Below are 15424 nucleotides of genomic sequence, written 5' to 3'. Positions count from 1 at the left end.
GGGGAAATAGCCTTACTCATGCATACGTGCTAAGTAAGGCTATTTTATTTTGTAGATGCTGTAGATTTTAAAATCCCCTCTTGAGAGGGGACGCAGAGAAAAAAGTGGTAGCAGGGTGTATTTCTGCAATCGATAAGCAAAGTGTAGGAGCACACCCTTCCACCCCTCTCAAGAGGGGAATCGCACAATCCCACGCTTTTTATTCATTAGGGGCAACTATTTTAGTTCCTAATGCACTTCCGTATTAAAGCGAATCCCCGTTTTATTTTTAACAAAAGAAAGCTATATTAGCCTCATCAAAAGGAAATGGTGTCTTCCTACTTAACCGCCCTAAAAAGCTGATGGCGCCTACAGACAATTAACTCGCAGGCTTTGCTCTGTGCTAATTTTTTGTGGGTAATAAATATCAGCATCATGCAAAATCAACTTTTTTCGTCGCAACATTTCACAATCCTGAAAAACGCGCTCCGGTGGACGGCAATCGTCATTCCTATAGCCGCTGTTATAGGCAGCGCCGTAGCCTTGTTCCTGTGGTTGCTGAGCTGGGCCATCCATTTTCGGTTTACGCATAACTGGTTGTTGTATTTGCTGCCGATGGCAGGTATAGCCATATACTTTATCTATAAACTCTTCGGCGGTTCGGCCGAGAAGGGGAATAATTTAATTATCGACGAAATTCATAACCCCGGCGGCGGTGTTCCTAAACGGATGGCCCCGCTTGTGCTTATTACTACCATAATCACTCATTTGTTTGGCGGCTCGGCCGGGCGCGAGGGAACGGCGGTGCAAATGGGCGGCAGCATAGCCCAGATGGTAGGCAAACAGCTTAAGCTGAACGAAGCTGATACCCAAACAGTACTTACCGCGGGCATAGCAGCAGGTTTCGGTGCGGTATTTGGCACACCGTTGACAGGCGCCATTTTTGCCATGGAAGTGTTAACTATCGGTCGCGTGCAATATAATGCCCTGTTGCCCTGCCTCATTGCCGGTATTATTGGCGATATTACGGTGGCCGCCTGGGGCGTTCATCATACGCCTTACCATATCGACATTATCCCGGTTATTCCGCATTGGTTTTCGGGCTACGTTTCGACCGATCTGTTGCTGATCATCAAAACGATAATAGCATCTATCGCTTTCGGGCTGGCCAGTTACCTGTTTGCCAAAATGGTACATGGCATCAAAAGTTTTTTTACCAAATACGTAAAAACGCCCTGGTTGATCCCTTTTATTGGCGGTATTATCATTATAGCCCTTACTTATATCAACGGAAAACCCGATTACTTAAGTTTAGGGGTAGATGCCGAACATGTTGGTGCTGTTACAATCCCTTCAGCCTTTCATGCCGGTGGCGCCGATAGCTGGAGCTGGCTCTGGAAAACCATTTACACCACGATAACACTTGGCACAGGTTTTAAAGGCGGCGAAGTAACACCGCTGTTTTATATTGGCGCTACTTTAGGCAATACACTATCCGGTTTGCTCGATGCCCCGGTTAGCCTGTTTGCGGCATTAGGTTTTATAGCTGTTTTTGCGGGGGCAACTAACACACCGCTGGCTTGTACCTTTATGGGGATAGAACTTTTTGGCGGTGAGCATGCCCTGTTATTTGCCATAGCCTGCTTTACAGCCTACCTTTTTAGCGGGCACACAGGTATTTATGGTTCCCAAAGAATTGGGGTAACTAAGCTCAGTAATGATCCGGCTGATGATAAAACACTTTCGGAGGCGATGAAAAGACGCGGATATTTATACCATAAGCTGGCAAAATATAGTTTCCTTAAAGCGAAGCGATAAGCTTATTTAGTAGCGGTAACCACAATATAAGGAGATAATAGCTTTGATTCTACCGGAATAATTTTGGTGAAAACTTTGCCTGCTACCCAAACCAGTTTGGTGATTGCTTTAGCCAGTGCAGGCTTATTTACCTTATCTTCCAGCCAAACCGAAAATTTGCCGTAATAATAAGCCTCAACATTTTTTAAGCCAAGTTCTTTGCAATACTTAGCCAACAGCGCGGGGTTCATGCTGCTGATGTTATGCTTTTCGTAGTTATTAAGATCGTAGTTTCGTTGTACCCAGCCGTTAACCCCGGTAAAGTTGGGCAGGGTAATGAACAGTGTGCCTCCCGGCTTAAGGAAGGAGAGGTGTTTTTCAATAATGCCTTTAGTATCGTTAAAATGCTCTATCAATCCACACGAAAGCACCAGGTCATATTCGGTTTCGGGCTGATATTTGAACAGATCGCCTTCAATAACTGCAATGTCCTGATCATTGAGCTGGTTGGCGCTCAGTACCTCCTTCAAAACCTTAGGGTGTACGTAGAAATCAAAAAGCGTGGTTTTCACACCAAAATACTTCTTTAAAAAAATAGCAAAATAACCCGGAAAGCCGCCAAGCTCAATAGCCGAAGCCGGTTTATTGGCATCAACGATGTTTTTTAGCAGTTTATGAAAAGTATAATTAGCAGGCACGTTAAAAGCCAGGTCTTTTTTTGATTCCCAGTAACCGGCCCAAAATGCTTTGTCGGTGAGTTCGTTGCTCATGGGTGCAAAGGTATAAAAAGTAGGCAGTTTCCAGTTGGCAGCGGGCAGTTTCCAGCATTAAGTAAGCAGTTTGCTGTAACAAGATATTACTGCCAATTGCAAAGTTATAACTGCAAACTATTAAAGCTGTACCCCTCCTTACTCCAAACTTCCAAAGCCCCCGGCAATACATATTCCAATCGTTTAAAAGCTTTGATGCTGTCATGAAATACTACCATCGATCCTGCTTCGGTATGTTTGAGCACACCTTTCAGGCAATCTTGCGGTTTAAGGGCCATGTCGAAGTCGCCGCTGAGCACATCCCACATAACGATATGCAGATTGGGTTTTGCCGCTTTCAGTACCCGGATCTGCTCCCTTTTGATCCTTCCGTAAGGCGGGCGGAACAAAGGGCTGTTCAGTAGCTTATCGGCCTCTAAAAAATTATCAAGATAGGTTTGGGTATCGGTTTTCCAGCCTTTGAGATGGTTAAAGGTGTGGTTGCCTATGGCATGGCCTTCGGTTTTTACCTGTTCAAAAATATCAGGGTGTTTGCGTACATTGTCGCCAATACAAAAAAAGGTGGCTTTGGCATTGTATTGTTTTAAAATATTTAATACGGCCGGTGTAACAATTGGTATGGGGCCGTCGTCAAAAGTGAGATAAATGCAACGGTCAGTTGATCTTATATCCCAGGTAAGTTCGGGATAAAGCTTTTTCAGCAGCCAGGGAGTTTTAACCAGGTACATACAGATGAGGTAGTTTGTGTTTTATCCCTATTAACAACATTTAACAAAAATAAACACTGCAATGTAATGAACAGTTGCTTACCATTGTATAGAAAAACCTTATGAAACTAAAATTATTACTATCAGTTAAAGCAACGTTCATTTGCACAATTATATTTTCGGTATGCGGCTTTAATGCCCGCGCGCAGGAAGTAATAGGCTTGCAAAAGGCGGTAGACCTGGCCCTTGAACGCAACCTTACAATTAAACAAGCCGAGTTTACAGCTGCTATCACCAACGAAGACCTTAAACAGTCGAAATATAACCAATTGCCAAATTTAGCCGTAAGCCCGCAGGGCTCATTCAACTTTGGCCGTAATATCGACCCTTCGACCAACCAGTTCAGTAACCAGCGGATCTTAGCTGTAAACGGTAATTTCACCTCGCAGGTAACACTGTTCCAGGGCGGGCAGTTACGCAATACGGTGATTCAGAACAAGATTTTGCTTGATGCCGATAAAACCAACGTTGCCAAGGTAAAAAACGACCTGATATTAAACGTGGTTACCACTTACCTGCTGGTGCTAACCAACCAGGATCTGGTAACTGCCGCGCAACAACAAATTGACGTATCTAAAATAGCTTTAGACCGTGCCCAGAAAAGCTTCGATGTGGGTAACCAAACCCTTGCCGATTTGTCGCAAGCCAAAGCACAGCTGTCAACCAACGACCTTAACTATACCAATGCCGAAAATCAGCTGGAGCAATCCTTACTGACCTTAAAGCAATATATGGAAATGGATCCCGGTACCGACATTAAAGTTGAAAGGCCGGATATCAGCAAGTTAAACAATGTACAAACCGTATATAACGCCCAGGAAGTTGTAAAAACTGCCCTCGCTGTAAACCCGGATGTGTTATTGGCCGAACAACGCCAAAAAGCCGCGGCGCAGGGTGTTAAAATAGCCCGGGGTAATTATTATCCGTCTGTAGTATTATTTGGAGCGGCAGGTTCATACTTCTCTGATGCAAAGAATACACCTTTTGGTGTTACACCAACCGGGCGGTTCGATACGCTGGGTTTTGTTCAGGGCTCCCAGCAGCCGGTTGTTACCCCCAATTATAAAGTGAGCTATAAAAGTAACCCGTTCTTCAGGCAACTGAGCGATAACTTTAACCAATCGGTAGGGGTGAGCCTGCAGATTCCGATTTTTAACAGGTTTCTGTCACGTACAGCTGTTAGGAAAGCAAAACTTCAAAACCAAAATGCAGAAGTTACAGCACAACTGGCCCGTAACAATTTAAGTAAGATCATTTACCAGGCCGTGTGGGACCTGCAGGCTGCCGATAAACGCTATCAATCGGCTACGCAAACCTACAATGCAAATAAGGATGCGTTTAATATTATCCAACAACGCTATACTGTAGGGCTGGTTAACTCGCTTGATTATAATACATCACTAACCAATCTCAACAAATCGCAGTTTGATATGATTGAGGCGCAATACCAGGTGATTTTCAGGAGCAAAGTAATCGACTATTATTTAGGTAACCCTATAACACTTTAATAAAATCTTAACCGTAAAATATCCAAATTCACCGTCATGGGAAAAACTACTAAATATATTCTGATAGGTCTTGGTGCACTGATTGTCCTGCTGATCATTGCTAAAGCAACGGGCTTGATAGGCAAGCCTGCGCTAACCCAGGTAGCTACCGAAAAGGCCGAAACACGTGAGATAAATGAAACCGTATCGGCCAGCGGAAAGATCAAACCGCATGTTGAGGTTAAGATAAGCCCCGAAGTATCGGGTGAGGTGGTTGAGCTGCCAATTAAAGAGGGCGATGTGGTTAAAAAAGGCCAGTTGCTTTGTAAAATCAGGCCCGACATTTTAAAATCGGGGTATGACCGTGCTATCGCATCATATAATACTCAAAAAGCAAGCGTCGGTAACTCAAGCCAAATGCTTAAACAAGCCGAAGCTACTTATGCTAACCAGGCCGGTATTTACAAACGCAGTAAAGAACTTTATGATAAAAAGGTGTTAACCGTTTCGGAATTTGAAAATGCCAAAGCTGCATATGAAGGCGCTAAAGCGTCGCTTGAAGCTGCCAAACAAAATGTGGTAGGCTCACAATACGGGTTGGCACAATCACAAGCATCGGTTAAGGAAGCACAGGATAACCTGGCGAAAACTACCATTTACTCACCTGTGGATGGTGTGGTTTCAAAGCTTTCTGTTGAAAAAGGTGAGCGCGTTTTGGGTACCCAGCAATTTGCCGGTACCGAGATCATGACCATATCTGATCTGAGCAAAATGGATGTGAATGTTGATGTGAATGAAAACGACATCAACCGCATTTCCCTCGGTGATTCATCAAAAATTGAGGTAGATGCATTTTTAGGCAAGAAATTTACCGGTGTGGTAACTGAAATAGGCAGCTCGGCAAACGTGGTAGGTACCTCTGCCGACCAGGTAACCAACTTTACCGTGAAGGTGCGGATCAATGCCGAATCATATGTTGCCCTGTTAAAGAAAACGGCCGATAACCCATCGCCGTTCCGCCCGGGGTTAACTGCTACTGTTGATATCAGCACCAACTCGGCTAAAGCCTTGTCGGTACCAATTCAGTCAGTAACCACACGCGAGGAAAAGAAAGAAAATAACGGTCCGCCGAAAGCTGATGATGATAAAAGCAAACCGCAGATCAGCCCGGTAGCTAAGGAATATGTATTTGTACTCAATGCCGGAAAATTAAAACAGGTACAGGTAATAACCGGCATCCAGAATGACAGTTACATCCAGGTATTATCCGGCCTTAAAGGAGGCGAAGAAGTTGTATCAGCTCCATATTCGGCTATTTCAAAAACACTTAGCGATGGACAGATGGTTGAAAAAGTGGATAAATCTAAACTGTTTAATGCTGATAATACTAAGTAATTGATAGGCAGATGTGCAGATTTTAAATGCGCAGATGAAGAATTAAATTTTGTAACGCCCGGCTTCGCCGGGCGTTTTTTGTTATAACTGCCGCGGGTTTAGCGATAGCGTACCCCGTGACGGGAAAGAGGAGTCTATCGCAATATCAGGCCCACGGATTAATGACTTTTAATCCTCTGATTTGATCAAAATCCTTGACATTCCTTGTTACAAGTGTAAGTTCATGAACTAATGCTGTGGCAGCAATTATTGCATCAGGAAGTTTTATGCGATTTGCTTTACGGATTTCTGCAGTCTTAAGCTTTACTGCTTTTTCGAGTTCGAAGATAGTTACGTCGTTAATAAAATCAGCCAGCAGTTGAAGATCAGCATCAGAAGTTGTTTTCCAGCAAAGTAATTCAATCTCGGTAATTGCCGATATTGTTGGAAGACTTTCTGTTAATAATTCTTCAATAAACTTTTCTGTTATAGGAGGAAATTGTTTTTGTAGGAAATAGATTGCTGTATTGCTATCCCAAAGATAAGTTATTCCCATCCGTCTCTCAATTCTTTTAATTGGGCGTCAACTTCGGGTAATGGCTGTTTAGTCATTGCTCCCTTATATTTAGCAATCCAATTTTTATTTTTGGAGTATTCCTTAGTTTCGGTATGTACCCGGATCAACTGAAGAAGTTCCATGTCTTCCAAAAGCTTCATGGCCTTTTCGTTTATAATATCTACGGTTACTGTCGTCATGTTTCAAATCGCTGTTATACAAATTTAATCAATTCTCATCTTAATTCCTGCATCTAAAAGTCATGTGGCCATTCTGCATAATATTTCATTAATTTGCTTAGCCGATTAAAACCTGGCACATAGATTTTCTATTATTTATTGATGGATAAAAAATTAAACAAGATCACAGTTGTTGGCGGGGGGAGCTGGGCTACGGCCAATATCAAAATGCTTATCGACAACACCACCCCAAAAGAAATTTTTTGGTGGATGCGTAATGCCGAAGCTGTGGAACATCTGCAAAAGTTTGCGCGTAACCCGCATTACCTGAGTTCGGTGGAGATCAAACTTCCCGAACAAAATATATCTACCGATCTGAAACCGCTTATCGAGGCTGCTGATATTGTATTGCTTAATGTACCGGCTGCTTTTTTGAAAGATGCGCTAAAAGATATTACAGCTGCCGACCTGAAAGGAAAGAAAATAGTATCGGCCATTAAAGGCATAGTGCCCGACGAAAACCTGATAATTGCCGAATTTCTGCATCAAAAATACGATATATCGTTTGATGATTTTATGGTGATCAGCGGGCCATGCCATGCCGAAGAAGTTGCGCTTGAAAAATTATCATACTTAACAATAGCCTCAGGTGATACTGAACTGGCATCGGCTTTTGCAGGCATGATCAATACCCGGTATATCAAAACCAATATATCCGACGATATCTATGGCACCGAATACGGCGCGGTATTAAAGAATGTGTACGCCATTGCCAGCGGTATTTGCCATGGCGTGGGTTATGGCGATAACTTCCAGGCGGTGCTGATATCAAATGCCATTCGCGAACTGGAGCGTTTTGTGGCGGCTGTGCACCCTATCGACAGGGATATCAAGGAGTCGGCTTACCTGGGCGATTTACTGGTTACAGCTTATTCGCAATTTAGCCGTAACCGTACATTTGGCAATATGATAGGCAAAGGATATACAGTAACATCGGCCCAACTGGAAATGAACATGGTTGCCGAAGGATACTATGCAGTAAATTGCCTACATGAGGTTAACAAGCAATATGGGGTAAGCATCCCTATTTGCGAGGCTGTTTATGCTATTTTATATCAAAAACGCTCACCTGTGATAGAAATGAGAAATTTGGCCGAAAAATTGAGTTGATTTTATTAAAAAAACTTAATTACCGTCAATATGAAAAATCTGTTTAAAATAGCCTTGTTTGCTGCCGGTACGTTTATGGTTGCCCCGGGTTTTGCCCAAACGCATAAAGACTCAACCCTTGGTGGTAAGATCAGCAAAACCACTAAAAAGATAGGCCATAAAACATCCGAAATTGCGGCTAAAGGCGCCGCTACGGTAGCCGATAAAAAATATGCCGGCAAAGTTGGCCCCAATGGCGAAACCATTTACATTGATAAGTACTCACATTATTTTTACGTGAATAAGAAAGGGCACCGTGTTTACCTGAAAAAATCTGAATTGATAGATAAACCGGCCCAATAATTAAATTCAAAAAGATATAAGCCGTTCTAAAAATCCTGATCCGTCATGAAAAAGTTTGCTCCGATATTTGCTGCAATTGCAGGCACGTTATTGATATATTCTTGTTCGCAGCCACCCGCTGCCAATAAAAAGCTGGAAGGTAACTGGAAATCAAAAGATGGTTCAACCAAACTCTCAATAACCGATAAAGATTTTATTATGGATGACGGGCAGGCCAGTAAGGAGGATTATTTTGTGAAAAAAGATACCATTTACACCTCATACCAGGGAAGCAGGCCTTATACCAAGTTTTGCATTAAGGAGCTTACCGACAATAAGTTAACACTTAGTTATCCCGATTCGGATATTGTTGAATTTAGCCGTTAATGTGAGCGTAAAGCTGAATGCTAAAGCCTAAAGTTCGTAAGTTTTATCGATAGGCTGAAGTTTGCTTATGAACAGAAAAATGCGGACTTATATATAAAAACAAAAGCCTTTGTTCCCGTATGCAGCGGTAAAAAGGCTTTGTTAACAAAACTAAACTAAAACTAATGCTTCTTACTAAAGGAAGCTCATGAAAACCACCGCGTGAGGTTCTAAGTCTGAAGTTCAATATTTTCTACTTTGAACTTCCGATTTTCGATTCGGACTTATAAGTCACCTGGTGATTTGTATTGGATTCAAGAGTTAGGATACAAGAGCTGGTACTTTTCAGCCCTGGCTCTTGTATCTAAAACTCCTGGTTCTTAATTAAAATCTCCTTCTGCGTTCCGGGCGATCTTCACGGGGTTTGCCTGAAAAATCACGGAAACCACCGCCACCATTATGTTCGCGCTTTTCGTTACCACGATAGCCACCGCCTTCACGACGTTCGCCACCACGGTATCCGCCTTCACGACGATCACCACCTCGGTATCCTCCTTCGCGACGATCACCTCCGCGATATCCGCCTTCGCGGCGTTCGCCACTGCCACGGTTATCGCTGGTACCTTCGCCAGAGATCTCTATTCTCACAGGGCGACCTTTATATTCGGCTTCTTTGAAGCTGGCCATCACTTTATCAACGTCCTCGTTCTGTACTTCAAAGAATGAGTACACACCTTTAACATCGATCTTACCTACGGTACGACCGCTGATTTTGGTTGTGTTGCAAATGTAACCCAGCAAATCGCCACGGTTAAACTCGTCAACAGAACCTAAGTTTATAAACAAACGGGTAAAGTTGCCTCTTACGCCATTGCCGCGTTCGCCGCGTTCTTCAAACCTGTTACGGCCTTCTTCAACGCTGGCATTCAGGTCGGGAGCGTTTTTATAGTAATCAAGGAAACGGTTAAATTCAATTGAAGCAAAACGTTTAATGAAATCCTCCTTGGTGAAATCTTTAAACTCGTCGTAAATACGCGGCAGGTACTGCTCAATCTGTTCTTCGTTTACAGTAACGTTATGTACTTTGTGAACGATAGAGAATAATTGTTTTTCGCAAACATCGAAACCTGTTGGGATTTCGGCTTTTACAAACTTTTTACCAATAACACGCTCAATCTGACGAATCTTGCCTAATTCTTTAGCGTTTACGATAGAGATAGATACACCTGTTTTACCGGCACGGGCTGTACGACCGCTACGGTGGGTGTAATTTTCAATTTCGTCAGGTAATGAATAATTGATAACGTGCGTAACGTCATTAACGTCGATACCACGGGCGGCAACGTCAGTAGCAATTAACAATTGCAGGCTGCGCTCGCGGTAGCGTTTCATCACTTTATCGCGTTGTTGCTGTGAAAGGTCACCGTGCAATGAATCGGCATTGTAGCCGTCTTTGATCAGTGATTCAGCAATTTCCTGAGTTTCAATTTTGGTACGGCAAAATACGATCCCAAAAATATCAGGGTTAAAATCAACAATACGTTTAAAAGCGGCATACTTGTCACGTGCACGTACTATATAGTACTCGTGCTCGATATTGGCATTGCCGGTGTTTTTTGCGCCCATAGTAAGCTCAAACGGATTGTCCATGTACTTTTTGGCAATCCGCCTAACTTCGGCAGGCATGGTGGCCGAGAATAGCCAGGTTTTTTTCTCTTCGGGTGTGGTAGATAAGATACTATCAATGTCTTCCTGAAAGCCCATATTGAGCATTTCGTCAGCCTCATCCAATACTACATACTTCACAGCCGAAAAGTCGATAGCCTTACGGTTTATGATATCAAGCATACGACCTGGTGTAGCTACTACGATCTGAACGCCGCGTTTGATCTGGCGTAATTGATCCATAATGCTTGCACCTCCATAAACGGCAACAACGTGTACGTTGTTCATTTTTTTGGAGTAATTCTTGATGTCGTTCGCGATTTGTAAACAAAGTTCGCGTGTTGGGCATAAAACAAGTGCCTGTGGATGATTTTCTTCGAAATCAAGCAGTTCCAACAATGGTAGGCCAAAGGCAGCAGTTTTTCCGGTCCCGGTTTGGGCTAATCCGACAAAATCGTTGCTGCCTGTTAACAATACCGGGATTGACTGCTCCTGGATTGGTGTAGGATTTTCAAATCCTAACTCAGAGATGGCATTAACAATATCATGACGGATTCCCAGTTCAATAAATGGGTTGTTCATGAATTTAAATAACGAATCTGGCAACATCGCCAAATCGGGCGCAAAGATAGTGTTAATGTTTTATAAATCCAATAGGCGTGTTGCGATAAAATGAAGTTTAGTGCTATTATTGAGAATAAGCTACTAATTGACTGAAAAAAAACCAGTTAATTAATAATTTCGTAACAAGCATTGCTCTCTTTAGTGGTTTCTAAAGGTCGATTTTTAGATGACGAAGCCTTTAGAGAACATGGAAATCATAAATCCATCACCTGGTTTTTACACCGGGATTGCAAAAAAGGGACTTAGCCTTTAGTCACAAACTCCAGGTATAGAAAAAGAAAAACCAGACTTGTAACTTCCGACCTGGTACTGTCGACTTAACGTTAACCCGGGCCTACCTCAACCTATCGGCCGATTTTACCAGCTTCTCATCTTTCTTAATGCTTTTTTGGGCAAAGATGATCAGTATGATACTTAATGATGTAAGGAACAGGCCAATGCCCATCGTGCGCGTATCAAGCGTAATGTTGCCTGCTGCACCTTTAACAGTTTGTGCCATCCAGAAACTATAGCCGATAAGCACCAGTATAGCGCTGTAGCAGAAGGCTATTTGCTGTTTGCGGTTTTTATATAGAAAAATGATAACCAGCGGTACAAGGGCTACAATAGCTGTTATAACGGTAAGTGCAACAAATGTTTGCGTATGTTGCTGCACACCGTTCACATCCTGGTAAATACCGGTAACCATGATGCTTGAGGGCTTATCATTAATATAAACGTTATGGGCAAGCGGAAAAAAGAAAAGGGCGAACAGCACAAGGCTGGCGAATAGAAGGTAAATGCTTTGAATGCGTTGCAGCATGATATTGAAAATTATAAAGGCAAATATAAATGTTTTGCTTATTGGAGGAACACTAATTTATTAGCGATATCGGTTGCGTTATATGATAATTATTTAATGTACATTTATTCGTATTTAAATCGTTGTTATATGGCCCCTATTAGTGAACAAAACCCCGAAGACGTTAAATTTGAGAATGCCCACTTAAAAAGGATTTTCCTTGAGCACCTGAACAGTATTTATTTTGGCAAGAAACATTTGATTGATTTTTTTGAAGAGATAAAAGAGCTTGCATCCCTGGCCTATTTAAAGGAGGCTGTAGAAGAATGTTATGAAGCCACCCACAAGCAGCTTATCCAGCTTGACTCGATTTACGATGCCATTAATGAAACGCCATCAAAAACAATGGTGCTTGGCATAAAAGCGATGACGCTTGAAGCCTATATATCGGCCATTAAAACCGGGAAAACAGCCATGGAGCGCGACGTGTTCATTGTATTTTATGTACAGATCATTGAAGGTATTGAGATAACTTATTTTGATGTTTTGCGAAACCTGGCAAAAGCCATTGGCTATAGCAATACCTTTATAAATAAGCCATTCAATCTCGCTGTAAAGAATAAACTGGCGTTTGAGGCAATTTACAAGGCATATATAACCGAACCGGCATAAATACTATGACCAAATTATGAGCCTGCCATAGGCGGCAGATTATTAACTTTGCCCTCGTGAGCACCAATCAGCGTTATTTTATTGAACTGGCCTACAACGGCACCGCCTATCACGGCTGGCAAATACAGCAAAATGCCATAAGTGTGCAGGAACTGTTAAACAAAGCGCTGAGTACCATACTGCGGCAGCCTATAGAAACAACCGGTTGCGGCCGTACAGATACAGGAGTACATGCTAAAGAATTCTTTGCGCATTTTGATGTGTTAGTTAATGGTTCATTGTTCATAGATCATAGTAAGGCTGTTGACCATGAACCATCAACTATTAACTATGAACAAGTGGTGAGGGGCCTCAACGCCCTGCTCCCACCTGATATCGCCATAAAAAATATTATCCCGGTGCATGCCGATGCTCACGCCCGGTTTGATGCTACATCGCGCTCATACCAATACCATATCCATTTTAATAAAGACCCTTTTTTGCAGGGGGCTTCCTGGCAGTTGCGTGATGTGCCCAATATCGATCTGATGAACAGGGCAGCAGCTATCATAATGGAGTACATTGATTTTAGCTGCTTCAGCAAATCAAATACCCAGGTAAAAACTAATAATTGTAAAATAACCCGTGCTGAGTGGGTGAAAACCGGCAGTGGCATAGTTTTTAATATTACAGCCGACAGGTTTTTGCGCAACATGGTGCGGGCCATTGTGGGTACGCTGATGATGATCGGTCGGGAAGAAATGCCCCCCGAAGGCATCCGTGAAATTATCGAAAGTAAAAACCGCTCAAATGCCGGCACCAGCGTACCTGCCTGCGGCTTGTATTTAACGGAGGTTAAATATCCATACCCGTTAAGCCCCGCCCCCTAACCCCCTGAAGGGGGAACTACGGCGGAGAAGGGTAAATGGATTTGACGATATATAATTATACTTTAACTTTGAGATAGTGGCTAAAGACGAAAAAGATAATAAACAGGAAACTCCCCCTTCAGCGAACGGTGGAGCAACCAAGCAAGCAGCATCCCCTTCAGGGGGCGGGGGGGGCATAACCGGAAAGGCCCTCGACTGGAAGCTGCTCGGTAGGGTAATGCACTATGTTAAGCCATATAACAAAACATTTGTAATAGCCACCTTTCTTACCATTTTTATAGCGGCTAATGCTTTGCTACAGCCAATCCTGATTCAGCGTACACTGGATGTTAATATTTTGAACGACGATTATAATGGTCTCGTTTTTATGGTTGAGCTGATGATAGCTCAATTGATCATTCAAACCATTGCGCAGTATTACCAAACTTATTTAACCAACGCGCTGGGCCAATATGTGATCCGCGATTTAAGGATTGATATTTTCAATCACATCACCAGTTTAAGATTAAAATACTTCGACCGTACGCCTATCGGTATGCTCATCACCCGCACGGTATCCGACCTGGAAACTATTGCCGATATTTTTTCGGAAGGCTTGATCTCTATTATGGGCGATATGCTGCTGGTAGTTGCCGTGATTGGCTACATGCTTTGGCAGGATTGGCGGCTGGCCCTCATTACCCTCATCCCGATGCCATTCCTTTTTGCATCAACCTATGTATTTAAAGAGGCTATCAAATCATCATTCCAGGAGGTGCGTACCCAGGTGGCACGGCTCAACACTTTTTTGGCCGAGCATATTTCGGGCATCAGCGTAATCCAGATCTTCGCCCGTGAAGACCAGGAGATGCGCAAGTTTAAAGCCGTAAACGAAAAGTACCGCGATGCCAATATCCGCTCCAACTGGTACTATTCGATATTTTTTCCTGTAGTAGAAATTTTGTTTGCCATTTGCATGGGCCTGCTGGTTTGGTATGGTTGTAAAAGGATGTTGTCTGACAGTCAAATGATGAATATTACCGCATCAGGTAAGGGTATCACTCCCGGATTGATCACCAGTTTTATCGTATTGCTCAACATGCTATTCAGGCCCATCCGTCAGCTGGCGGATAAATTTAACACCTTGCAAATGGGGATGGTAGGTGCCGACAGGATTTTTAAAGTACTGGATACCGATGAGGTAGCCGAAAATAAAGGCACACTTACAACAGGCAGGCTGCAGGGCGATATCAGTTTTGATAAAGTATGGTTTGCTTATAATGATGAAAACTGGGTGCTGAAAAACATCAGCTTCCATATCAAACCCGGCGAAACACTGGCATTGGTTGGCGCAACCGGCGCAGGTAAATCATCAACCATTAATATCCTGAACCGCTTTTATGAAATTGGCAAAGGTTGTGTAAGAGTTGATGGACATGATATTCATGATTATGATGTAAACTACCTGCGCTCACAGATAGCTACTGTAATACAGGATGTTTTTTTGTTCAGCGATACCATTGCCAATAATATCAGCCTCAATAACCCCACTATTACCCGCGACCAGATCGTAGCTGCAGCCAAGGATGTTGGCGCACATGATTTTATCGAACGGCTGCCGGGCGGGTATGATTATAATGTGATGGAGCGCGGCTCAACACTTTCGGCAGGGCAATCACAGTTGATCTCTTTTATCAGAGCTTTGGTTTATAATCCTGCAATTTTGGTTTTGGACGAAGCAACTTCATCTGTTGATACCGAAACGGAGATCCTGATCCAGAATGCCATCAATAAATTAATGGAAGGCCGTACCGCCATAGTGATAGCCCACAGGCTTTCCACCATTCAAAATGCCGACAGGATCATCGTGCTTGACCATGGCGAGATCATGGAAATGGGTACCCACCAGGAACTACTCAAAATTGAGAACGGCCATTACCGTAAGTTGTATGACCTGCAGTTTAATTCGGCAGGGATTGCGAGGTGAGCACCCCCACCCACCCTCCCCGGAAGGGAGGGCTCAATGATTGATTATTTTAAAAGTCTCCCCTTCCGGGGGAGATTATTC

At 43.1% G+C, this 15424-nt stretch carries 15 protein-coding genes and 1 riboswitch; of the genes, 9 read left to right on the top strand and 6 right to left on the bottom strand.

What is annotated here, in order from left to right; genetic code table 11:
- Nucleotides 1-293: 293 nt before the first annotated feature.
- A riboswitch (Fluoride riboswitch) is annotated at nucleotides 294-358 on the top strand.
- 56 nt (nucleotides 359-414) lie between these two features.
- Nucleotides 415-1797, top strand: a complete 1383-nt coding sequence (locus SNE26_RS26135) for a voltage-gated chloride channel family protein (RefSeq protein ID WP_321556786.1) — start codon at nucleotides 415-417, stop codon at nucleotides 1795-1797.
- 2 nt (nucleotides 1798-1799) lie between these two features.
- On the opposite strand, the gene SNE26_RS26130 is transcribed toward SNE26_RS26135, so the two are convergent.
- Both SNE26_RS26130 and SNE26_RS26125 read right to left on the bottom strand, forming a co-directional pair.
- On the bottom strand, nucleotides 1800-2546 hold the full coding sequence (locus SNE26_RS26130) for a class I SAM-dependent methyltransferase (RefSeq protein WP_321556785.1): 747 nt from the start codon (nucleotides 2544-2546) through the stop codon (nucleotides 1800-1802).
- 104 nt (nucleotides 2547-2650) lie between these two features.
- Complete coding sequence (locus SNE26_RS26125; protein ID WP_321556784.1) at nucleotides 2651-3274, bottom strand: polysaccharide deacetylase family protein; 624 nt, start codon at nucleotides 3272-3274, stop codon at nucleotides 2651-2653.
- A 101-nt stretch (nucleotides 3275-3375) separates the two neighbouring features.
- Here SNE26_RS26125 and SNE26_RS26120 point away from each other — a divergent pair, with 101 nt between their 5' ends.
- Nucleotides 3376-4821: a TolC family protein gene (locus tag SNE26_RS26120; protein WP_321556783.1), complete on the top strand. Its 1446-nt coding sequence runs from the start codon at nucleotides 3376-3378 to the stop codon at nucleotides 4819-4821.
- Between the two features lie 36 nt (nucleotides 4822-4857).
- Nucleotides 4858-6195 (top strand): efflux RND transporter periplasmic adaptor subunit, encoded by a 1338-nt coding sequence (locus tag SNE26_RS26115; protein WP_321556782.1) that lies wholly within the window; start codon nucleotides 4858-4860, stop codon nucleotides 6193-6195.
- 145 nt (nucleotides 6196-6340) lie between these two features.
- Here the strand turns inward: SNE26_RS26115 and SNE26_RS26110 are convergent, their stop codons facing one another.
- Both SNE26_RS26110 and SNE26_RS26105 read right to left on the bottom strand, forming a co-directional pair.
- Entirely contained in the window at nucleotides 6341-6730 is a 390-nt protein-coding gene (locus tag SNE26_RS26110) for a type II toxin-antitoxin system VapC family toxin (RefSeq protein WP_321556781.1), read from the bottom strand.
- Complete coding sequence (locus SNE26_RS26105) at nucleotides 6721-6930, bottom strand: hypothetical protein (RefSeq protein ID WP_321556780.1); 210 nt, start codon at nucleotides 6928-6930, stop codon at nucleotides 6721-6723. Before SNE26_RS26105 ends, SNE26_RS26110 begins: the two co-directional genes overlap by 10 nt.
- 141 nt (nucleotides 6931-7071) lie before the next feature.
- Here SNE26_RS26105 and SNE26_RS26100 point away from each other — a divergent pair, with 141 nt between their 5' ends.
- Genes SNE26_RS26100 through SNE26_RS26090 form a run of 3 tightly spaced genes read left to right on the top strand, consistent with a single transcriptional unit; the run spans nucleotide 7072 to nucleotide 8787 of the window.
- Complete coding sequence (locus SNE26_RS26100; RefSeq protein ID WP_321556779.1) at nucleotides 7072-8079, top strand: NAD(P)H-dependent glycerol-3-phosphate dehydrogenase; 1008 nt, start codon at nucleotides 7072-7074, stop codon at nucleotides 8077-8079.
- A gap of 30 nt (nucleotides 8080-8109) precedes the next feature.
- The gene (locus SNE26_RS26095; RefSeq protein ID WP_321556778.1) at nucleotides 8110-8421 is read left to right on the top strand and encodes a hypothetical protein; all 312 of its coding nucleotides are present in this window, start codon (nucleotides 8110-8112) and stop codon (nucleotides 8419-8421) included.
- A gap of 45 nt (nucleotides 8422-8466) precedes the next feature.
- A complete protein-coding gene (locus tag SNE26_RS26090) occupies nucleotides 8467-8787 on the top strand; it encodes a hypothetical protein (protein ID WP_321556777.1) in 321 nt (106 codons plus the stop codon).
- Nucleotides 8788-9150: 363 nt separating this feature from the next.
- Here SNE26_RS26090 and SNE26_RS26085 read toward each other — a convergent pair whose 3' ends face one another.
- Both SNE26_RS26085 and SNE26_RS26080 read right to left on the bottom strand, forming a co-directional pair.
- Nucleotides 9151-11013, bottom strand: a complete 1863-nt coding sequence (locus SNE26_RS26085; RefSeq protein ID WP_321556776.1) for a DEAD/DEAH box helicase — start codon at nucleotides 11011-11013, stop codon at nucleotides 9151-9153.
- Nucleotides 11014-11389: 376 nt separating this feature from the next.
- The gene (locus tag SNE26_RS26080; RefSeq protein ID WP_321556775.1) at nucleotides 11390-11857 is read right to left on the bottom strand and encodes a DUF4293 domain-containing protein; all 468 of its coding nucleotides are present in this window, start codon (nucleotides 11855-11857) and stop codon (nucleotides 11390-11392) included.
- Nucleotides 11858-11986: 129 nt separating this feature from the next.
- Between SNE26_RS26080 and SNE26_RS26075 the strand changes: the two genes are divergently transcribed.
- The 3 genes from SNE26_RS26075 (at nucleotide 11987) to SNE26_RS26065 (ending at nucleotide 15343) form a co-directional block, all read left to right on the top strand.
- Nucleotides 11987-12508: a DUF892 family protein gene (locus SNE26_RS26075; RefSeq protein ID WP_321556774.1), complete on the top strand. Its 522-nt coding sequence runs from the start codon at nucleotides 11987-11989 to the stop codon at nucleotides 12506-12508.
- Between the two features lie 56 nt (nucleotides 12509-12564).
- Entirely contained in the window at nucleotides 12565-13377 is an 813-nt protein-coding gene (truA, locus tag SNE26_RS26070) for a tRNA pseudouridine(38-40) synthase TruA (RefSeq protein ID WP_321556773.1), read from the top strand.
- A gap of 217 nt (nucleotides 13378-13594) precedes the next feature.
- Nucleotides 13595-15343 (top strand): ABC transporter ATP-binding protein, encoded by a 1749-nt coding sequence (locus SNE26_RS26065; RefSeq protein ID WP_321560058.1) that lies wholly within the window; start codon nucleotides 13595-13597, stop codon nucleotides 15341-15343.
- Nucleotides 15344-15424 lie beyond the last annotated feature (81 nt).

The sequence above is a fragment of the Mucilaginibacter sp. cycad4 genome (assembly GCF_034263275.1).
In the GTDB taxonomy this organism is placed as follows: domain Bacteria; phylum Bacteroidota; class Bacteroidia; order Sphingobacteriales; family Sphingobacteriaceae; genus Mucilaginibacter.
The sequence above is the reverse complement of the archived record's forward strand: the minus strand, read 5'-3'. Positions and strand labels throughout refer to the sequence as shown.